The organism is Paraburkholderia haematera (genome assembly GCF_905220975.1).
In the GTDB taxonomy this organism is placed as follows: Bacteria; Pseudomonadota; Gammaproteobacteria; order Burkholderiales; family Burkholderiaceae; genus Paraburkholderia; species Paraburkholderia haematera.
This window is the reverse complement of the sequence record NZ_CAJNBK010000011.1, coordinates 104,401-123,665: the sequence shown is the minus strand read 5'-3', so window position 1 is coordinate 123,665 and position 19,265 is coordinate 104,401. Positions and strand designations below refer to the sequence as shown.

The 19,265-nt window shown below is 63.0% G+C and carries 18 protein-coding genes; 7 read left to right on the top strand and 11 right to left on the bottom strand.

The window, feature by feature from the left end:
• Window positions 1–5: 5 nt before the first annotated feature.
• Window positions 6–1,016, bottom strand: a complete 1,011-nt coding sequence (gene gap / locus KHO23_RS20210) for a type I glyceraldehyde-3-phosphate dehydrogenase (protein WP_211613026.1) — start codon at window positions 1,014–1,016, stop codon at window positions 6–8.
• 98 nt (window positions 1,017–1,114) lie between these two features.
• Window positions 1,115–3,136: a transketolase gene (gene tkt / locus KHO23_RS20205; RefSeq protein ID WP_211613025.1), complete on the bottom strand. Its 2,022-nt coding sequence runs from the start codon at window positions 3,134–3,136 to the stop codon at window positions 1,115–1,117.
• 281 nt (window positions 3,137–3,417) lie between these two features.
• Between tkt and speE the strand changes: the two genes are divergently transcribed.
• The 3 genes from speE to KHO23_RS20190 all read left to right on the top strand — a co-directional run bounded on the left by speE (window position 3,418) and on the right by KHO23_RS20190 (window position 5,668).
• Window positions 3,418–4,380 (top strand): spermidine synthase, encoded by a 963-nt coding sequence (speE, locus tag KHO23_RS20200; RefSeq protein WP_211613024.1) that lies wholly within the window; start codon window positions 3,418–3,420, stop codon window positions 4,378–4,380.
• A gap of 114 nt (window positions 4,381–4,494) precedes the next feature.
• The gene (locus KHO23_RS20195) at window positions 4,495–4,908 is read left to right on the top strand and encodes a VOC family protein (protein ID WP_054034519.1); all 414 of its coding nucleotides are present in this window, start codon (window positions 4,495–4,497) and stop codon (window positions 4,906–4,908) included.
• Between the two features lie 19 nt (window positions 4,909–4,927).
• Window positions 4,928–5,668, top strand: a complete 741-nt coding sequence (locus KHO23_RS20190) for a 16S rRNA (uracil(1498)-N(3))-methyltransferase (protein WP_211613023.1) — start codon at window positions 4,928–4,930, stop codon at window positions 5,666–5,668.
• A gap of 117 nt (window positions 5,669–5,785) precedes the next feature.
• On the opposite strand, the gene KHO23_RS20185 is transcribed toward KHO23_RS20190, so the two are convergent.
• From KHO23_RS20185 to KHO23_RS20175, 3 genes are all read right to left on the bottom strand, one after another.
• Window positions 5,786–6,346, bottom strand: a complete 561-nt coding sequence (locus tag KHO23_RS20185) for a barstar family protein (RefSeq protein WP_211613022.1) — start codon at window positions 6,344–6,346, stop codon at window positions 5,786–5,788.
• Window positions 6,347–6,362: 16 nt separating this feature from the next.
• Window positions 6,363–6,779 carry a ribonuclease gene (locus KHO23_RS20180; protein ID WP_211613021.1) on the bottom strand — a complete coding sequence of 139 codons (417 nt, stop codon included), beginning with the start codon at window positions 6,777–6,779 and terminating at the stop codon, window positions 6,363–6,365.
• Between the two features lie 415 nt (window positions 6,780–7,194).
• Entirely contained in the window at window positions 7,195–9,534 is a 2,340-nt protein-coding gene (locus tag KHO23_RS20175; RefSeq protein WP_211613020.1) for an NADP-dependent malic enzyme, read from the bottom strand.
• Between the two features lie 207 nt (window positions 9,535–9,741).
• Here KHO23_RS20175 and thiL point away from each other — a divergent pair, with 207 nt between their 5' ends.
• From thiL to KHO23_RS20155, 4 genes are all read left to right on the top strand, one after another.
• Window positions 9,742–10,740 (top strand): thiamine-phosphate kinase, encoded by a 999-nt coding sequence (gene thiL / locus KHO23_RS20170; RefSeq protein WP_211613019.1) that lies wholly within the window; start codon window positions 9,742–9,744, stop codon window positions 10,738–10,740.
• Window positions 10,730–11,302: a phosphatidylglycerophosphatase A family protein gene (locus KHO23_RS20165; protein WP_211613018.1), complete on the top strand. Its 573-nt coding sequence runs from the start codon at window positions 10,730–10,732 to the stop codon at window positions 11,300–11,302. Before thiL ends, KHO23_RS20165 begins: the two co-directional genes overlap by 11 nt.
• An 84-nt stretch (window positions 11,303–11,386) precedes the next feature.
• Window positions 11,387–11,887, top strand: coding sequence for a CinA family protein (locus KHO23_RS20160; protein ID WP_211613017.1), 501 nt, complete (start codon window positions 11,387–11,389; stop codon window positions 11,885–11,887).
• Between the two features lie 32 nt (window positions 11,888–11,919).
• On the top strand, window positions 11,920–12,441 hold the full coding sequence (locus KHO23_RS20155; RefSeq protein ID WP_211613016.1) for a cupin domain-containing protein: 522 nt from the start codon (window positions 11,920–11,922) through the stop codon (window positions 12,439–12,441).
• A 133-nt stretch (window positions 12,442–12,574) separates the two neighbouring features.
• Here the strand turns inward: KHO23_RS20155 and pyrF are convergent, their stop codons facing one another.
• From pyrF to araG, 6 genes are all read right to left on the bottom strand, one after another.
• On the bottom strand, window positions 12,575–13,390 hold the full coding sequence (gene pyrF, locus KHO23_RS20150) for an orotidine-5'-phosphate decarboxylase (RefSeq protein WP_211613015.1): 816 nt from the start codon (window positions 13,388–13,390) through the stop codon (window positions 12,575–12,577).
• Between the two features lie 136 nt (window positions 13,391–13,526).
• Complete coding sequence (locus KHO23_RS20145) at window positions 13,527–14,576, bottom strand: aldose 1-epimerase (RefSeq protein WP_211613014.1); 1,050 nt, start codon at window positions 14,574–14,576, stop codon at window positions 13,527–13,529.
• A 209-nt stretch (window positions 14,577–14,785) separates the two neighbouring features.
• Window positions 14,786–15,718, bottom strand: a complete 933-nt coding sequence (locus KHO23_RS20140; protein ID WP_211613013.1) for an SMP-30/gluconolactonase/LRE family protein — start codon at window positions 15,716–15,718, stop codon at window positions 14,786–14,788.
• Window positions 15,715–16,515 (bottom strand): SDR family NAD(P)-dependent oxidoreductase, encoded by an 801-nt coding sequence (locus tag KHO23_RS20135; protein WP_211613012.1) that lies wholly within the window; start codon window positions 16,513–16,515, stop codon window positions 15,715–15,717. Before KHO23_RS20135 ends, KHO23_RS20140 begins: the two co-directional genes overlap by 4 nt.
• Before the next feature lie 64 nt (window positions 16,516–16,579).
• Window positions 16,580–17,596: an L-arabinose ABC transporter permease AraH gene (gene araH / locus KHO23_RS20130; protein WP_211613011.1), complete on the bottom strand. Its 1,017-nt coding sequence runs from the start codon at window positions 17,594–17,596 to the stop codon at window positions 16,580–16,582.
• A gap of 54 nt (window positions 17,597–17,650) precedes the next feature.
• Window positions 17,651–19,186, bottom strand: coding sequence for an L-arabinose ABC transporter ATP-binding protein AraG (gene araG, locus KHO23_RS20125; protein WP_211613010.1), 1,536 nt, complete (start codon window positions 19,184–19,186; stop codon window positions 17,651–17,653).
• Window positions 19,187–19,265 lie beyond the last annotated feature (79 nt).

Below are 19,265 nucleotides of genomic sequence, written 5' to 3'. Positions count from 1 at the left end.
CCCGCTTACTTCGCGTTGGCCAGCGCCACAGCCGTGTCCAGCATGCGGTTCGAGAAGCCCCACTCGTTGTCGTACCAGCTCGACACCTTCACCAGACGGCCCGACACCTTGGTCAGCGTTGAGTCGAACGTCGACGAAGCCGGGTTGTGGTTGAAGTCGATCGAGACCAGCGGCGCCGTGTTGTAGCCGAGGATGCCCTTGAGCGAGCCTTCCGATGCTTCCTTCATGATCGCGTTGACTTCCTCAACCGTCGTGTCGCGCGCGGCGATGAACGACAGGTCGACGATCGACACGTTGATCGTCGGGACGCGAATCGCGTAGCCGTCCAGCTTGCCGTTCAGTTCCGGCATCACCAGGCCGACCGCCGACGCAGCGCCGGTCTTGGCCGGGATCTGGCTGTGCGTGGCCGAGCGCGCGCGGCGCAGGTCCTCGTGATACACGTCCGTCAGCACCTGGTCGTTCGTGTACGCGTGAATCGTCGTCATCAGACCGTTCACGAGGCCGATCTTGTCGTTCAGCGGCTTGACGAGCGGTGCCAGGCAGTTGGTCGTGCACGATGCGTTCGAGATCACCGTGTCCGATGCCTTCAGCACATGGTGGTTCACGCCGTAGACGATCGTTGCGTCGACGTCTTTACCGCCCGGCGCCGAGATGATCACCTTCTTGGCTCCACCCTTGATGTGCGCGCTCGCCTTTTCCTTGGTCGTGAAAAAGCCCGTGCATTCCATCACGATGTCGACGTTCAGCTCGCCCCACGGCAGTTCTGCCGGGTTGCGGTTAGCCAGCACGCGGATCTTGTCGCCGTTGACGACCAGGTAGTCGCCGTCCACTGACACTTCGCCCGGGAACTTGCCGTGCGCGGTGTCGTATTGCGTCAGATGAGCGTTGGTCTTGGCATCGCCAAGATCGTTGATGGCGACGATTTCGATATCGTGCTTCTTGCCGTTTTCATAGAAGGCGCGCAGCGTGTTGCGGCCGATCCGGCCGTAGCCGTTGATTGCGACGCGAATCGTCATGGTCTATCTCCTGATGGCTGAAAAAAAATCTTCCATGTGGGTCTGATTTGCCGGGATTGCCGCGCGCGTGCGGTGCGCGCGGCAGCCTCGAAGGCAGATCAGCCGAGTGCGGCCTTTGCCGTCTCTACCACGTGCTCGACGGTGAAGCCGAAATGCTTGAACAGCACGCCAGCCGGGGCCGATTCGCCGAACGTGTCAATGCCGACCACGCCGCCTTCCAGACCCACGTACTTGCGCCAGAAATCCGTCACACCCGCTTCGATCGCAACGCGGCGCACGCCGTGCGGCAGCACGCGCTCACGGTATTCGGCGTCCTGCTTGTCGAACACCGTGGTCGACGGCATCGACACGACACGTGCCGCGATGCCTTCGCGAGCAAGCGGCTCGACCGCGTTCAATGCGAGTTCGATTTCCGAACCGGTGGCGATCAGGATGACCTTGCGCGCGACGATCTCGTCATTCCAGTCGCGCAGCACGTAGCCGCCCTTCTCGATGTTGGCGATCTGCGCGTCCGTGCGCTCCGAGAACGGCAGGTTCTGACGGCTGAAGATCAGGCACGACGGGCCCTGATGCTCGACCGCGTGGGTCCAGGCCACCGCCGTTTCGACCGTATCGGCCGGGCGCCACACTTGCAGATTCGGGATCAGACGCAGGCTTGCGACGTGCTCGATCGACTGGTGAGTCGGGCCGTCTTCGCCCAAGCCGATCGAGTCGTGCGTGAACACGAAGATCGACGGCGCTTTCATCAGCGCGGCGACGCGCAATGCGTTGCGGCTGTAGTCCGAGAACGTCAGGAAGGTGCCGCCGAAGGCCTTGAAGCCGCCATGCAGCGCCATACCGTTGATCGCGGCGCTCATGCCGAATTCGCGCACGCCGTAGTTCACGTAGTTGCCGGCAGCCTTGCCTTCAGCGTTCACGCGCACCGGCTTGGCGGCCTTCCAGTTGGTCAGGTTCGAACCGGTCAGGTCGGCGGAACCGCCGAGCAGTTCCGGCAATACAGCCGACAAACCTTCGATTGCCTGTTGCGAAGCCTTACGCGTCGCGACGGTTTCCTTGCGTTCGTTCGCGCCGGCGATGATGGCCTTGGCCTTTTCTTTCCAGTCGGCGGGCAATTGCTTCGCGTCGCGGCGCTTGAATTCAGCGGCTTCCTGCGGGTATTTGGCCGCGTATGCTGCAAACGCCTTGTCCCAATCGGATTCGACGCGTGCGCCGGCTTCCTTCGCGTCCCATGCTGCGTAGACTTCTTGCGGAATCACGAACGGCTCCCACTTCCAGCCGATCGCTTCGCGCGTTGCCGCGATTTCCTTGTCGCCGAGCGGCGAGCCATGCGAATCGTGGCTGCCGGACTTGGTCGGCGCGCCTTCGCCGATCACGGTCTTGCAGCAGATCAGCGTCGGCTTGTCCGACAGCTTGGCCTGCTTGATTGCCGCGTCAACTGCATCGACGTCGTGGCCGACCACGTTCGGGATCACGTTCCAGCCGTACGCTTCAAAGCGCTTCGGCGTGTCGTCGTGGAACCAGTGAACCACTTCACCGTCGATGGAGATGCCGTTGTCGTCGTAGAACGCAATCAGCTTGTTCAGCTTCAGCACGCCCGCGAGCGAGCAGGCTTCGTGCGAGATGCCTTCCATCAGGCAGCCGTCGCCGACGAACACATACGTGTGGTGGTCGACGATCTTCGCGTCAGATTTGTTGAATTCGGTGGCAAGCAGCGATTCGGCGAGGGCCATGCCGACCGCATTCGCCAAACCCTGGCCGAGCGGGCCGGTGGTGGTCTCGACGCCCGGCGTGATGCCGTATTCCGGGTGGCCCGGCGTTTTCGAGTGCATCTGGCGGAAGTTCTTCAGCTCTTCCATCGGCAGATCGTAGCCGGTCAGGTGCAAGAGCGAGTACAGCAGCATCGAGCCGTGGCCGTTCGACAGCACGAAACGGTCGCGATCGGCCCATTGCGGGTTCTTCGGATTGTGGCGCAGGTGGCGCGACCACAGAGCCACGCCGATTTCGGCCATGCCCATCGGCATGCCGGGGTGGCCGGAATTCGCTTTTTGAACGGCGTCCATGGACAACGCGCGGATTGCGTTGGCCATCAGGGAGGTGGGTGCGGGAGACGGGGTCGTCATGTCGAGTCCGGAGACAGAGTCAGAAAGCGGTGTGCGCTTGAGGCCCGGATGCTCGAATGCCAGTCCACTTCGGCGCACGGTGCGGCGCCAGGAGACGCGAAACGGGCAGAGCAAACGGACAAGGCTGAAAGCGTGACATTCTAACAGAACGTTAACCCGCACCCCGCTCGGGAAGCCGCCTGCTTGTGTGGCCTGGCGCGCTCAGCGGGGCCGCGCGGCGCTTCCGCCCTTTACAATTGGGCAACCTGAACCCACCGCGCTCCGAATGGAGCCCGCCATCCGTGAGCGCTCCTTTGCTGTTCCAACCCACCGCCGACGCAGTCTACGGGTTCCCGAACGCGCGGCGGCTTGCGCGCGTCGATTCGCCCTACCAGCGTATCGAGGTGTGGGAGACGCCGCAGCTCGGCCGGCTGTTTACGCTCGACGGCCGCCCGATGACCTCGACCGGCGACGAATTCATCTACCACGAGTGCATGGTGCATCCGGCCGCGCTGGCGCATCCTTCGCCGAAACGAGCGCTGGTGCTGGGCGGCGGCGATGGCGGTGCCGCGCGGCAATTGCTGAAGCACCCCGGCATCGAGCGGATCGTGGTGGCGGAGCTCGACGCCGAAGTCGTGCGCCTGACCCGCGAACATTTGCCCGAAGTCCACGACGGCGCTTTCGACGATCCGCGCGTCGAACTGGTGATCGGCGACGCCGCGGATTACGTCGCGCGGGCGGCCCATGCAGCGACGGAAGTGGCACGTGTAGCGGCTGCCGCTGCCGCTACACCTACGGTCGCATCACGACCGGCAGCGGATGCGGCCTCGTCAGCGGAGCAATTCGATCTGATCGTCTTCGACCTGACGCCGCCCGACTCTCCCGCCGCAGGCCTGTACACGCCGGACTTCTACATGCAGCTCAAGCGCGTCATGAGCCCGACCGCCGTGCTCTCGCTGCATCTCGGCTCACCGTATTTCCATGCTGAACGCGTCGCCGGCCTCCTCGACGATCTGCGCGACACATTCGCCATCGTGCGTACGATGCATACTTTCATCCCGCTCTACGGCTCGCTCTGGATGATGGCCACCGCCAGCGATACGCTCGACCCCGCCACCCTCGCCGTCGAAGCACTCGCCGAACGCCTGGCCGCGCGCCGGATCGACTCGCTGAAGCACTACGACCCGGCCCTGCACGCTGGACTGTTCTCGGCATCCCGGTCCGTGCGCGATAAACTAAGTCAATTCTTAAAGCCATCAAGCTAACGCGTGGGCAGAATGCACGGTTCGGTCGGCGCGCGCTATCGGTATTTCGATACGCGACCGCCCACCTGGCCTCGCAGCATGCATCCCGCAACCCCAAAAGATCCGGAGAACCCCATGACCGCCTCCCGCCCAGCCGGTGTGCCCTGGTTGACCCCCTATCTGACGGTGCGCGACGCGCGTGCCGCGACCGCGTTCTTCGAAGCGGCATTCGGCTTCGAGGTGCGCGATAGCGTCCAGGACGACGGTGTCGTCATGCATGTCGAGATGACCTATCAAGGCCAGCTGATCGTGATGTTCGCGCCGGAAGGCGCGTTCGGCTCGGCAGCGAAAACACCCAAAAGCGCGGGCGCGATTGCACCGCAATCGTTCTATGTTTATGTCGACGATGTCGACGCGGTTTACACGCGGGCGCTAGCCGCCGGCGCAAAATCGCTGAGCGAGCCACAGGATCAGTTCTGGGGCGACCGGTTTGCCCAGGTCGAAGACCTGGACGGCTACCGTTGGGCGCTCGCTCGCCACCTTTCGTGAACCAATGAGTATTTTTCTGATGCCTCGCTTCTTCGTCGGTACGCCTCTCAAGCCCGACGACATCCTGCAGTTGCCCGATGACGTCACGCGCCACATCCTCGTGCTGCGATTGCAGCCCGGCGATTCGATCGTGCTTTTCAACGGCGAAGGCGGCGAATACAGCGCCGAACTCGTCGAAGTCGAACGCCGCTCGGCCAAGGTGAGAATTCACGAATTCCGCAATATCGAAGTGGAAGCGCCGTACCACCTTACCCTCGCGCAGGGCATTGCCGGCGGCGACAAGATGGACTGGCTCATCGAGAAGGCAGTCGAACTCGGGGCATCGTGTTTCGTACCGCTCACCACCACGCGCAGCGTCGTGCGTCTTTCCGGCGACCGCGCGCAGCGGCGGCACGTGCACTGGCAGGGCATCGTGCGGGCGTCGTGCGAACAGTGCGGACGCAATCGCCTGCCGGAAGTGATGCCGGTGCGTGAAATCGCCACGTGGCTCGGCGCGCTGCCTCGCACACCTGAAGAAGGCGAGATGCGGATTCTGCTGTCGCCGCGCGCCAGCATCAGCTTTTCCGCACTGCCCGCCAACCCGCCATTCGGGCGCGTAACCGTGCTGGTCGGCCCCGAAGGCGGTTTTTCGGCTGCGGAAGAAGCCGCGGCAACCGATCACGGATTTACGGCAGTCGGTCTCGGTCCGCGCGTGTTGCGCACGGAAACCGCGGGTATTGCGGTGCTCTCGGCGCTGGCAGCCCGTTGGGGCGGCTGGTGAGCCAAGGAATTTGAACGCCAAAAGCAAAGGCCCGCCAATTGGCGGGCCTTTGCTTTTTCTGCTTAAGCGTTAACTAATGCTCAGACACCCGATTCAAGCCAGGTGCCCGGGTATGCCTTAGGCAAACGAATAAAACACCCGGAATGCGACCTTGCGCTCGGCCCAGAACTCGGACGCTTCGCGGAACACGTCCAATAGCGTCTCGCGCCCTTCCTTGTCGAACTTTTGCGCCACCGGCAGTTGCTCGAGCACGATCACAAACCCGGGCTGCGCGCCCGCCTTTTGGACGAGATCGGTCAGGCAATCGTAGAGCGCGTCGTAATTCTTGCCGAAATGCTTTGGAAAAAGAAACGACGTCGCGATGGTCTCAAGCACTTCCTGTTTCGACTGGGCATTCGCACAGTACGCGTACAGAAAATGCTGGCCGAGTTGATTGGCCTCGTCAGCGAGATCCTGCACGCGAAACGCGCGGATCGACTGTACGATGTTCGGTCGTACGGTCTTGAAAAGGCTCATGGGCTCCTCGTTCGATGAAAGCACAGTGCTGCCTTCGCTCTGATTTTCCCGGCCCTGGTCGCCGGCGCGCATCCGCATGACGCGCTGGAATAAATTGCCGTCGCCGGCCGCGAAAAGATCCGTCGCGACTCCGGAGTCGTGCGCGTAGACGTTGTCGCTCATGCCGTTCATCCCGATGTCATTCAACAATACGATTAAAACTGGTGTAGTGGTCGTCCGAGTAGTAACAGTTGTCGATCCGCTGTAGCGGACCTCCGCAGACGATGCGACGCGCCCCGCGGTTTCGTGAACGAGGCGTAGGAACGGTGTATTCGTGGTAATAACCGCGCCGATGCGGCGGAAGCAACCGTTCGCGATTGCCGAATACGATGCCGTCCTTCTCATACGGGTAAGGCCCGCCCGCGGCAATCAAGTTCAATGTATTGACCGCTTCGCGCGGCAACTGCGCCGCCGCGATAGTGCCCTGCACCTGCGCTTGTGTATCGGGGGGTGCCGTGTAGTCGCGCGCAAACGCGCCAGGCACGGAGCCGGATAAAGCGCAAAGCGTTAAAGCACCGATCAGCACGCCTTTAATGCGCCGCCACTTGCGTGCCATGAATCAAGGTTCCCCGCTGTTAGATCACGAGTTTGACGACCATGAAAGTCGTAAGGGTATCGCTAAAACCCCACAGAATCAACGTTCACCGGACGGGCAAAAGCCACCAATCGCGCGGGAAAGAGCCACGGAACGGGCTTTGACGACTTTTGACAGAATATTTAGCTTGTGTAAGCTAAAATTAACCTATTGAGGCAAATGATGACAGGCCGATATCCGCAGGGCGCCCGTCGTGCAGCCCATCCTCTGCATTGAAAGCCTTGCGATTCCTGCAATCTCTCGGAGGCGGGATGGTCTCATTCAGCCTTTTTTAGGGTGGCTATCCCCTGTTCACCCGCAGGCGTGCCCATTGCGGGCACGCCTTTTTTTTGCGTGGCGCCCAGTCAGGTGGCACCACGCTTCTCCCGGATCAAGATCAGCGGGAAGCGATCACGTCTGCTACCAGCAGCGCTGTCATGTTCACGATGCGGCGAACCGTGGCCGAAGCCGTGAGCACGTGCACCGGCTTGGCCGCGCCGAGCAGCATCGGGCCAATCGCGATGTTGTTGCCCGCGGCTGTTTTCAGCAGGTTGTACGAAATGTTGGCCGCGTCGATGTTCGGCAGCACCAGCAGGTTCGCGTCGCCTTCCAGCGTCGAGTCGGGCAGTACTTCGCGGCGCAGATTCGCGTCGAGCGCGAGGTCGCCGTGCATTTCGCCGTCCACTTGCAACTCGGGCGCACGCTCGCGCAGGATCGCCAGCGTGTCGCGCATTTTCTGCGCGGAGGGCGCATTGCTCGAGCCGAAGTTCGAATGCGACAACAGGGCGACCTTCGGTTCGATACCGAAGCGGCGCACTTCCTCGGCTGCCATGATCGTGATCTCGGCAAGCTGCTCCGGGGTCGGGTCGACGTTCACGTGCGTGTCGACCAGGAAAATCTGGCGGTTCGGCAACACCAGCGCGTTCATCGCCGCATAGACCTTCGCGCCTTCCTTCTTGCCGATCACCTGATCGATGAAGTGCAGGTGGCGATGCGTGGTGGACACCGTGCCGCAGATCATGCCGTCCGCCTCGCCCTTCTCCACCAGCATCGCGCCGATCAGCGTGGTGCGGCGGCGCATTTCGAGCTTTGCCATCTGCTCGGTGATGCCCTTGCGGGACATCATCTTGTGATATTCCTGCCAGAAATCGCGGTAGCGCTCGTCGTGGTCAGTGTTCACGACCGTGTAGTCCTGCCCCGCGACCAGACGCAAGCCGTAACGCGCGATGCGCTGTTCGATCACCGCCGGACGGCCGATCAGGATCGGCTTCGCGAGCTTTTCGTCGACGATAATCTGCATGGCGCGCAGCACGCGCTCTTCTTCGCCTTCCGCGAACACAATGCGCTTCTTCTCCGGCTCGACGCTACGCGCCAGCTGGAAGATGGGTTTCATGGTCGTGCCGCTGTGATACACGAACTGCTGCAGATGCTGTTCGTACGCTTCCATGTCCTCGATGGGACGCTCGGCAACGCCCGAATCCATCGCGGCCTTCGCCACGGCCGGCGCGACCTTGACGATCAGGCGCGGGTCGAACGGCTTCGGAATCAGATAGGCCGGGCCAAACGAGAGATCCTGGATGCCGTACGCCGTCGCGACGATATCGCTCTGCTCCTGGCGTGCCAGTTCGGCAATTGCATTGACCGCGGCGATTTCCATTTCACGCGTGACCGTTGTCGCGCCCGCATCCAGCGCGCCGCGGAACAGGAACGGGAACACCAGAACGTTGTTCACCTGGTTCGGGTAGTCCGTGCGGCCCGTGCACAGCACCGCGTCCGGACGCACTTCGAGTGCCAGTTCAGGCAGGATTTCCGGGGTCGGATTGGCCAGCGCCAGGATCAACGGCTTGTCCGCCATCTGCTTGACCATGTCCTGCTTCAGCACGCCGCCGGCCGAAAGACCGAGGAAAATGTCCGCGCCGCCGATCGCCTCAGCGAGCGAGCGAGCGTCGGTTTCACGCGCAAAGCGTTCCTTGTCCGGGTCCATCAGCTCGACGCGGCCCTTGTACACCACGCCGGCCAGATCGGTGACGGTGATGTTCTCGAGCGGCAGGCCGATGTCGACCAGCAGATCCAGACACGCCAGCGCCGCCGCGCCCGCGCCCGACGCCACCAGCTTGACCTGCTTGATGTCCTTGCCGACCACCTTCAAACCGTTGGTGATAGCCGCCGCGACAACGATCGCCGTGCCATGCTGGTCGTCGTGGAAAACCGGAATCTTCATGCGCTTGCGGCATTCACGCTCAACGATGAAGCAGTCCGGCGCCTTGATGTCTTCGAGGTTGATACCGCCGAAGGTCGGCTCCAGCGCGGCGATCACCTCGACCAGCTTGTGCGGATCGGACTCGTTCAGCTCGATATCGAACACGTCGATGCCGGCGAACTTCTTGAACAGGACGGCCTTGCCTTCCATGACCGGCTTCGAGGCGAGCGGGCCGATGTTGCCCAGACCCAGCACCGCGGTGCCGTTCGTGACGACGCCGACGAGGTTGCTGCGCGCCGTGAAACGGGCGGCGTTCAGCGGGTTCTCGACGATTTCCTCACACGCGAACGCGACGCCCGGCGAGTACGCCAGCGCGAGGTCGCGCTGGTTGATCATCTGCTTGGTCGGGGCGATCGCGATCTTCCCAGGGGTCGGGAACTCGTGATAATCGAGGGCGGCTTCGCGGAGTTTGCTATTGACGGGAGTCGACATAAGGCGGGCTTCGAAGTGCGGATTAGAATAGATGTTCGACGGCATTGTAGCCCCAATTGCCGGCTCAATTCCTTCAATACGGGTACAACTGCCGCGACTGAAACAATGCGAAAGTCAGACGTAGCGCGTTTCAGGCCAACCACTCGTCGAATCGGAATTGAATGCAGATAGGGTGTCGACCCGCGCGCATTTCCATACAATGCGCGCCGTTAGCGGTTTTTCGTTGCACTTATCCGTTCACCCATTGCCACCATGCTCTCCGAGTTCTCGCTGATCGATCGCTTCTTTGCCCGCCGCGCCGCCGCTGCGGCGTCCCGTGCTGATGAAGGCACGCTCGGCATCGGCGACGACTGCGCCCTGCTCGCGCCGCGCCCCGGGGAAATGCTGGCAATATCGACGGACATGCTGGTAGAAGGCCGTCACTTCTTTCCCGATATCGATCCCGAGGCGCTCGGCCACAAGGCGCTCGCGGTGAACCTGTCGGACCTGGCCGCGATGGGCGCCAGACCGCAAGCGTTCACCCTTGCGTTCTCCTTGCCAAAAGCCGACGAAGCATGGCTTGCCGCCTTTAGCGCGGGCCTCTTCGCGCTGGCCGAGCGCTACGGCTGCGATCTGATCGGTGGCGACACGACGGGCGGCCCGTTGAACCTATGCATTACCGTGTTCGGCAGCGTGCGTCCGCAAGTTGCGCTGCGCCGCGACGCCGCGCAGCCCGGCGACGACATCTGGATTTCCGGTACGCTCGGCGACGCCCGCGCGGGGCTGGGCGTGCAGCGCGGTGAGTGGTCGGCGGATACCGGCGACGCTGCGACGTTTCGTCGCGCCCTCGAACGCCCGGAGCCGCGCGTCTTCCTCGGGCTTGCGTTGCGGGGCATCGCGCATGCAGCGCTCGATCTATCGGACGGGCTCGCCGGGGACCTGCAGCACATTCTGGAACGCTCGAACGTACGGGCGACGGTCGACGTCGACGCCGTGCCGCGTTCGGCCGCGCTGCGCCGCCTCTCGCCGGAGATCCAGCGGCGTTGCACGCTAGCCGGCGGCGACGATTACGAGCTGTGCTTTACCGCACCGGTCGCGGCGCGCGCCAAAGTCGAAGCAGCCGGCCGCGACGTAGCGATTCCGGTCACTCGCATCGGTACAATAAGCGCTCTTCAATCGGCGGGCGACCGCCCGGCGATCGGCTGGCGCAATGCCGCCGGCGCGCCGCTCACTCTGACGTTGCAAGGCTTCGACCACTTCCATGCAGACTGATCCCCCGCTGGTCCCCGCCGACGATCTCATCGGCAATTCGCAGCCCAACGCCTCCGGCCCGCGTGCGCCACGCCCCCAGCCGCGCCGCGCCACCGCGCGCTTTATGCTGTCGCACCCGCTGCACATTCTGTCGCTAGGTTTTGGCAGCGGCCTGTCGCCGATTGCGCCGGGCACGGTCGGCACGCTGTTCGCGTGGGCATCGTTCGCCGTCTTGAGCCGTTACCTGACTGTGGTCGAGTGGGGCGTGCTGATCGTCGTCGGCTTTTTCGCCGGCATTGCGATTTGCGGCTTCACCGCAAAAAAACTGGGCACCGAGGATCCGTCGCCGGTCGTCTGGGACGAAATCATCGCGTTCTGGCTGGTGCTGCTGATGGTCACGCCGGTCACGCTGACCGGCCAGATCTGGGCGTTCATCGTGTTCCGCTTCTTCGACATGGTGAAACCGCCGCCGATCGGCTATTTCGACCGCCGACTGAAAGGTGGCTTTGGCATCATGTTCGATGACCTGGTCGCCGCGTTTTTCACGCTGCTCGTGGTTGCGCTCTGGCGCATGTCGGTTTAACCGTCGCCCGTCGGCCGGTGTCGGCCAACGCGCTACCCGTCGGCCGGCCGCCCTCCGCAGTTCCTCGTTTTCCGGATTGACGTCATGCCTACCGATTCCGTGGTTCACCAGCTCGCGATTCGCGTGAGCAACCGCCTGCGCGACGAGCGCCTGATGCTCGTCACCGCAGAATCCTGCACAGGCGGCATGGTAGCGACCGCGATCACCGATATTTCCGGCAGCAGCGGCTGGTTCGAACGCGGCTTCGTCACCTATTCGAATCAGGCGAAGTCCGAAATGATCGGCGTGCCAGCCGACCTGATCGAAAAGCACGGCGCGGTCAGCGAGCAAGTCGCACGCGCGATGGCCGAGGGCGCGCTGCGCAACAGTCGCGCGCAGGTGTCCGTCGCGATTACCGGCGTTGCCGGCCCGGGCGGCGGCACTGAAACCAAGCCGGTCGGCATGGTTTCATTCGGCTGGAGCAATCGGCTGCATACGTCGGTGGAGACCAAGACCTTCAAGGGCGACCGCGAAAAGATCCGCGTGCAGGCCGCCGCGCACGCATTGCGCGGCGTGCTGGCCCTGCTCGACGAGCGCGAACATTAACCCCCGGTTCAAAACCTGAGGCGCCGCCCACGATGCCCACCACGTCTACTTCACCCGCAGCCAAAGACGCGTTGATCCGCCGCTTCGATCTGAAGCCGCATCCGGAAGGTGGATTTTTCAGCGAGACGTATCGGTCCGCCGAGGCCGTCCGTCGCGACGACGGTTCAACGCAGTCGCACTCGGCGTCCACCGCGATCTACTACCTGCTCTGTGACGGCGCGCATTCGGCGTGGCATCGGATTAAATCCGACGAGGTCTGGCATTTCTATGCCGGCGAGCCGCTGAACGTCCACGTACTCGACGAAGCGGGCTCGCTGATTACGCATAAGTTGGGCAATGCGCTGACGCATCCGGATGCCGTGTTTCAGGCAGTGGTGCCTGCGGGTCTGTGGTTTGCCGCGGAATGCGCGAACCCAGCAACGTTCGCGCTAGTGGGCTGCACGGTGGCGCCGGGTTTCGAATTCAGCGAGTTCGAACTGGCGGATGTCGAGGCACTGAAGGCGCGACATCCGCAGCACGCAGCGTTGATTGAGCGGCTGGGACCAGGCGCTTAGCCCGTCTGCACAGACGCAGTTGGGGCAGGTTGCCTGACCGGCCTCGACAAAAGCGACAGTTCGGGCAAGTTGGCCCAGCCGAACAAAAGCAGAAACCGATTCAAAGGCCGTCGCTCACGACGGCCGTCCTCCATCACCGGAACGCATTGATCCGGTCACGCGTTTCCATGGCGGCTTTTGCTGCGGCCTCGGCGAAATCGTCGTCCTTGCTGGCGTAACTAATCGCCCGCGACGAGTTGATCAGCATGCCTGCGCCGTTCGCCGTGCGGCCGGCATTGACCGTCGCCTGAACATCGCCGCCTTGCGCGCCGATGCCCGGAATCAGCAGCGGCATATCGCCGACGATTCCACGCACCACTTCAATCTCTTTCGGGAAGGTCGCGCCGACCACGAGGCCCAGTTGGCCGCTCGCGTTCCACTTGTCCGCCGCCAGTTGCGCGACGACCTGATACAGCGGACGCCCACCCGTCTCCAGAAACTGCAGATCCGAGCCGCCCGCGTTCGAGGTCCGGCAGAGCACGATCACGCCCTTGCCCGCGTGCTCCAGATACGGCTCGATCGAGTCGAAGCCCATATAGGGATTCACCGTCACCGCATCCGCCTGATAGCGCTCGAACGCCTCGCGCGCGTATTGCTCGGCGGTGCTGCCGATATCGCCGCGCTTCGCGTCCAGAATCACCGGCAGGCCCGGATGGTTCGCATGAATGTGCGCGATCAGTTGCTCGAGCTGGTCTTCCGCGCGATGAGCGGCGAAGTACGCGATTTGCGGTTTGAACGACGACGCATACGGCGCGGTCGCATCGACGATGGTGCGGCAGAAGTCGAAAATCGCTTCGGGACGGCCCGCGAGCGCGCCCGGGAATTTGTTGGGCTCGGGATCGAGGCCGACACACAGCAGCGAATTCGTGCGCTGCCAGGCGTCGTTGAGTGTCTGGATGAAATTGGACATGGTGGGTCTCGCGGCGAGCCAATAACGGAAGAGACGCGTATTTTACCCGTCCTGCGCGGCAGACCGCGGTCAAGCGTCATACCGGCTCGGGCCCGAGCGTGACGGGTACGTCGTGCCGCTCCGCCCGGCTCAGCGGCTACTGCCGCCGCGTGCCACGCGCACCCGGCATCGAGCGCAAACCGGTGCGCTCGACGCTGAAGCGGAACGTGCGCGTCAGGCGCTCGCCGCGTCCCAGCATCGTCATGCCGTTCTCGCACGCGCCGCCCGCCAGATTCATCGCGTTGATCGGGTGATCGACCGGCTCGAAGCAGAAGAAGTCTTCACCCGGTGGCGTGTACAGCACGTAGTAGTCGGTGTCGGCGGCAATATTCAGCGACAGGCGACGCTTCGGCCACACCACCGCTGCCTGCCCGCTCCAGCCCGTGAACGCGTGATTGACGATGGTTTCCGGCAGCGGATACGCCACGCCGAATTGCCACGCGGGCGGCGCCGGCACGTGACGCACCGGCAGCCAGTCATCACCGGAGAGCCACAGGCCGCCGGCCGCCGCGGACAGTTCGGTGTGCCCGTCGCGCACGAAAAAAGGATGCACGCCCAACCCGAAAGGCAGCGCCTCGCGGCCGGCGTTCTCGATTTCCAGCGTAATGACGAGCGCGGGGCCGTCCAGCGCATAAGTTTGCGATGCGTGGAAAGCGTACGGTTTGCCGTCACGGCGATCGAGCGTCAGCCGGACATTCTCCCGGTCCGACTCCGCCACCTGCCAGGCGGAGAGCCAACCGTCGCCATGAATCGGCAGGGGTTCGTCGGCGCGATTCTGCGGCACCTCGACACGGCGCCCCGCCACATTGAAATGACCGCCGCCAATCCGGTTCGAATACGGCAGCAGCGGATAGCAGGCTAGCTGGTTCGGCTGGGTATCGGCCGCGACATTGCGGCAGCGCCGGAAGATCGGCGTGAGCGCGCCGTCGTTGCGCCAGTCGAAACGGGTGACGCCGCCGCCGAGCGTCGGCGCGACGTCGAGGCGCAAATGCGCGTTGGCCAGCGTGACGCATGCAAGCTCGCCGCCACTCGTTTCACCGACCGCAACCGCTGACGTACTGGGACCCGGAAGCACCGGATTGGCCGCCGCGTTGAGTCGCGCGCGTCGGCTTTGCGAAGAAGCGGAAACAGGATTCGCAACAGTCATATCTGGCTCCATCGAGAGGCGTGGGACATTGCCGTCATTGCTGACGGATGGTGTTGGGCGAATTTTTTGAACCGCTCGCCTCTGGGTCCGAACTGCATGCTGCCGATTTGCTGCCACTGGTTTTGCGACATCAACGCCTGATGCACTTTCTCAATCACGGCTCGACTACCCGCTGCTGCCGCCTCGACGCCGAGCTGCGTCATTTTGCGCTAGGCGGGCGCGCCTTGAAACACCGGCTCCGGCAAACCTTGTCGCCCGGGCGTTGCGATAAACACGCCGCCCGCATGCGAATCGCTCGCGAGCGCGCTTGCGTCGAGATCGATGCGTGCGCTCGTGATGTATAGCGTGTCCAATTCCACGAAGCCCTGCGCGGGAAGTCCGCTTGGCGGACCGCCAAACGCAACGCAACTCGGCTGCGCGGTCGGCACATCGACGCGCTCGGTTTCCACGCCGTCGGGGCCATATCGCACCACTCGCCTGCCACCCCATTGCGCGTTCCACAATCCACCGTCGCGGTCGATGGTCGAGCCGTCGGGCTCGCCGGTCGCGTCGGTCAATGTCGTGAACACGCGGTCGTTGGCGATGCTGCCGTCCGCGCGATAGTCGCAGACACGAATTTCACGCGTCGGCGAATCGCAGTAGTACATTGTCGCGCCGTCAGGGCTGAACGCGATGCTGTTCGAGATCGCAGGCGCGGGCAGCGGCAAACGCTCCAGCGACAAATCGTGATTCAGGCGATAAAACCCGCCAACCGCCTGCAGCGGCGAGCCTTCGTCTTTCGTACCGAACACGAAACGCCCCTGACGGTCGCAGCGGCCATCGTTCACGCGCGTATTCAAACCAGGTTCGACGTCGGCGATACGCTGCGTCTCGCCGGTTGCCAGATCGAAGAACGCCAGATGGGTCGCCAATCCAAGCAGCAGATAGCGCGGATTGGCGCACAGCGCAAACGTGGCGAGCCGCTCCGGCATGCGCCAGGACGTGCTGCCCCCTTCGCTCGGGTCATAGCGCCACAGGCGCGCGCCTTCGATATCGGTCCAGTAGAAGCGGCCGGTCTCCGCGCACCACGTCGCGCCTTCGCCGAGCGTGCATTTCGTGTCGAGCAGCAGCGCCGCGCTATGTGCGCGCAAACCCGCACTCACGCCCAGCCTCCGTCGACGACGATGTCCTGCGCGGTGATCATCCGGCTGTCGTCGGCGGCGAGAAACAACGCCATGCGGGCGAGATCGGCGGGTTGCAGTTCAGCGTCGATGCACTGGCCTTCCTTGATCGAGCGGCGGCCCGCGTCGTCGAGCCACAAACGCTTCTGCTTTTCCGTCATCACCCAGCCCGGCACCAGCGTATTGACGCGGATATTGAAGTGACCGAGGTCGCGCGCGAGACCCCGCGTCAAACCCTGCACCGCCGATTTCGACATCACATACACCGGATAGCCGCCGTTCTTCAGCATCCAGCTGATCGAGCCGAGGTTGATGATCGAGCCGCTGTTGGCGGCTTTCATGTCTTCCATCACCGCTTGCGCCGCGAAGAACTGATGACGGATATTCACCGCGATGCCGGCGTCGAAAGACTCGCGCGTCACTTCGCCGATCGTGTGGCGTTTGTCGTTCGCCGCGTTGTTCACCAGCACCTGAATCGGGCCGAGCGCGGCCTTCACGTCGGCGATCGCTTTTTGCAGCGCGTCGACGTCGGTCAGATCGCAAGGCAAAAACAGCGGTTTGTGTTTCGAATCGCCGAGCTCGTCGGCGAGCACTTCGCCCGCGGCCGCGTCGATATCGAAGAACGCGACGCGCGCGCCCTGCGCCGCGAAATGCTCGACGAACGACGCGCCGATACCGGTCGCGCCGCCCGTAATCAACACGGTTCGGTCGACGAGACTCGGATAGCGGGCAAACGTGTTATCCGCGAGACGGTCGTTTGCATTGGCCGGAGACGACATCGTTCGATTCCTTTAAGAGCAAAGTGAGTAAGTCGCGAACTGAGTCGCGACTCGGGTCGCGGATTTAGTCCCGTGAGCCGCGGTTCTTCAACTGGTCGAGCAGCACGGCGGCAAGCAGAATCGCGCCGCGTACGAGGTACTGATAGAACGCGTCGATGTTCATCAGGTTCATCACGTTCTCGACCGTGCCCATGATCAGCACGCCGATCACGACACCGGAAATCGTCGCGCGACCGCCGAGCAGCGACACGCCGCCCAGCACGCACGCCGAAATCACGTTCAGCTCGAAGCCTTCCGCCGCATTCGGCTGACCCGACGTAATCCGCGAAGCCAGAATCACACCGGCCAGCGCAGTAACTGCGCCCTGAATCAGGAAGATATAAACGCGCGTGCGTTCGACGTTGATACCGGCAAGCCGCGAGGCTTCCGGATTACCGCCGATGGCCAGCGTATTGCGACCGTACACGGTCTGATTGAGCATCACGCCGAACACGATGAAGCACAACAGCGTGACCCAGATCGGCAGCGAAACGCCGAAGAAGCTCAAACCGCCCAGCGCGATAAACGTATCCGACGACACGCCCACGGCCTGCCCGTGCGACACGATAAAGCCGAGACCGCGGACGATTTCCATCGTCGCGAGCGTCGTAATCAGCGCGTTGATGCGCAGATACGCGATCACCGCGCCGTTGACGAAACCGATCACAGCGCCTGCCGCCACCGCGGCGATGATCGCAATGAACGTGTTACCGGTTGCGTTGAGAACCATCGCGCAAAGCACGCCCGCGAACGCGACCGTCGAGCCCACCGACAAGTCGAAATCGCGCGAGGCCAGGCAGAACATCATCGTGCACGCGACCATGCCGATCTGCGAAATCGACAGCGCGAGGCCAAGCATGTTCTCGATCGAAAAGAAGTGATCGACCGTCAGCGACATCGTGATGAACATCACGACGAAGATCAGAATCAGGCTGTACTCGGTGATCTGCTGCCACCATTTCGCCTTGTCGTTCGACTGCGGAATCAGCGCTTCGGCCGCGCTTTTCGCGGCTTGTTGCGCGAGGTTTTCTCTGGCTTGCATTTTGAAGACTCCTCCCGTTCCCCACGGGTTGCCGGACTTTCGTCCAAATAATGTTCAGGCCGCTTGCTCGGTGGCTGCGGTTCCGGGCAGCGCGGTCGAGCTTTGCGGCAACGCGAGGCCCAACACCGCTTGTTCCGTTGCTTCCTTGCGCGACAGCTCACCGGAAATCCGGCCCTGACGCATCACGACGATCCGGTCGGACACACCGAGCACCTCCGGCAATTCCGACGAAATCATCACGATCGCGCAGCCGCGCTCGGCGAGCTGATAAATCACGTTATAGATCTCGTGCTTCGCACCGACGTCGATCCCGCGCGTCGGTTCGTCGAGAATCACCACTTTCAGATCCGGTTCGGCGAGCCAGCGCGACAGAATCGCCTTCTGCTGGTTACCACCCGACAGGAAGCGAATTTTCTGGCGGCGGCTCGGCGTCTTGATCTTCAGCAGCTTGATAAAACGGTCGGCGGTTTCCGCTTCCTTCTTGCGGTCGAGGAACATCCCCGCGCGCAGATAGTGACGGCGGCAACTGATATTGATGTTCTCCGACACGGTCGCCATCGCGACAATGCCCTCTTCCTTGCGGTCTTCCGGGCACAGCACGATGCCGTGCCTGATCGCCTCACCCGCACTGCGCACCTTGATCGGCTTGCCGTCGAGCACGATTTCGCCGCCCTTCTTGTGATCGGCGCCGTACACGAGGTGCATCAGTTCGCTGCGGCCCGCGCCCACCAGACCGAAGAAGCCGAGAATCTCGCCGCGCCGCACTTCGAAGCTGGCCGGTTGCGCGAGCGCATGGCCTTCGATCGCTTTCGCCGCGAAGCGCACGTCACCCAGCGGACGCGCTGAATAGTTATAGATGTCGGCGATTTCACGTCCCACCATCTCGCTCACGATGGTGTCGCGCGACACGCCTTCGAGCGTCGGATGCGAGGCGATCTTGCGGCCGTCGCGGAAAATCGTGCAGGCGTCGCAGAGCTCGTAGATCTCGTCCATGCGGTGCGAGATGTAGATCATCGCGCGGTTGTCGGCACGCAGATCGCGCACCAGCTTGAACAGCACTTCGGTCTCGCGATGCGACAGCGAGCTGGTCGGTTCATCCAGTGCGATCACACGCGCGTTGCGCAGCAGCGCCTTGCAGATTTCCACCATCTGCCGTTGCGCGATCGAGAGCTTCCTCAGCTTCGCGTTTGGATCGAGCGCCACGCCCATCGCTTCGAGGCGTTCACTCACGAAGCGTTTTGCCTCGCGCTTGTTGACCCAGCCAAGTGAGTTCGGCAACTGACCGAGCAACAGGTTTTCCGCGACCGTCAGATCGGGCACGTATTGCAGTTCCTGGTGAATCACCGCGATCCCCGCCGCGATCGACGACGCCGCGCTCGAAAAGCGCACCTCGTTACCATCGATCATCACGCGACCGGAGTCGGGCTGGTATTCACCGCCGAGAATCTTCAGCAGGGTCGATTTCCCTGCGCCGTTTTCGCCCATCAGGCCGTGCACCTGGCCGACGTTGACGTCGAAGGACACACCGTCGAGCGCGCGCACGCCTGGAAAGACTTTGCCGATATTGTCAAAACGTAGCGTCGCTGACACTTCGCCTCCTTTGTCGACCGGAGTGAGTGCTTCAACACTTACTCCGGTCCCATGCAATTAATTGCTGCTTCGTGTGAAC

Excerpts from the sequence above, each read along its gene's own strand:
- gap (WP_211613026.1), bottom strand. The coding sequence starts at position 1,016 with ATGACGATTCGCGTCGCAATCAACGGCTACGGCCGGATCGGCCGCAAC.
- tkt (WP_211613025.1), bottom strand. The coding sequence starts at position 3,136 with ATGACGACCCCGTCTCCCGCACCCACCTCCCTGATGGCCAACGCAATC.
- KHO23_RS20195 (WP_054034519.1), top strand. The coding sequence starts at position 4,495 with ATGACCGCCTCCCGCCCAGCCGGTGTGCCCTGGTTGACCCCCTATCTG.
- KHO23_RS20190 (WP_211613023.1), top strand. The coding sequence starts at position 4,928 with ATGCCTCGCTTCTTCGTCGGTACGCCTCTCAAGCCCGACGACATCCTG.
- KHO23_RS20185 (WP_211613022.1), bottom strand. The coding sequence starts at position 6,346 with ATGAGCGACAACGTCTACGCGCACGACTCCGGAGTCGCGACGGATCTT.
- KHO23_RS20180 (WP_211613021.1), bottom strand. The coding sequence starts at position 6,779 with ATGGCACGCAAGTGGCGGCGCATTAAAGGCGTGCTGATCGGTGCTTTA.
- KHO23_RS20175 (WP_211613020.1), bottom strand. The coding sequence starts at position 9,534 with ATGCCGTCGAACATCTATTCTAATCCGCACTTCGAAGCCCGCCTTATG.
- thiL (WP_211613019.1), top strand. The coding sequence starts at position 9,742 with ATGCTCTCCGAGTTCTCGCTGATCGATCGCTTCTTTGCCCGCCGCGCC.
- KHO23_RS20165 (WP_211613018.1), top strand. The coding sequence starts at position 10,730 with ATGCAGACTGATCCCCCGCTGGTCCCCGCCGACGATCTCATCGGCAAT.
- KHO23_RS20160 (WP_211613017.1), top strand. The coding sequence starts at position 11,387 with ATGCCTACCGATTCCGTGGTTCACCAGCTCGCGATTCGCGTGAGCAAC.
- KHO23_RS20155 (WP_211613016.1), top strand. The coding sequence starts at position 11,920 with ATGCCCACCACGTCTACTTCACCCGCAGCCAAAGACGCGTTGATCCGC.
- pyrF (WP_211613015.1), bottom strand. The coding sequence starts at position 13,390 with ATGTCCAATTTCATCCAGACACTCAACGACGCCTGGCAGCGCACGAAT.
- KHO23_RS20145 (WP_211613014.1), bottom strand. The coding sequence starts at position 14,576 with ATGACTGTTGCGAATCCTGTTTCCGCTTCTTCGCAAAGCCGACGCGCG.
- KHO23_RS20135 (WP_211613012.1), bottom strand. The coding sequence starts at position 16,515 with ATGTCGTCTCCGGCCAATGCAAACGACCGTCTCGCGGATAACACGTTT.
- araH (WP_211613011.1), bottom strand. The coding sequence starts at position 17,596 with ATGCAAGCCAGAGAAAACCTCGCGCAACAAGCCGCGAAAAGCGCGGCC.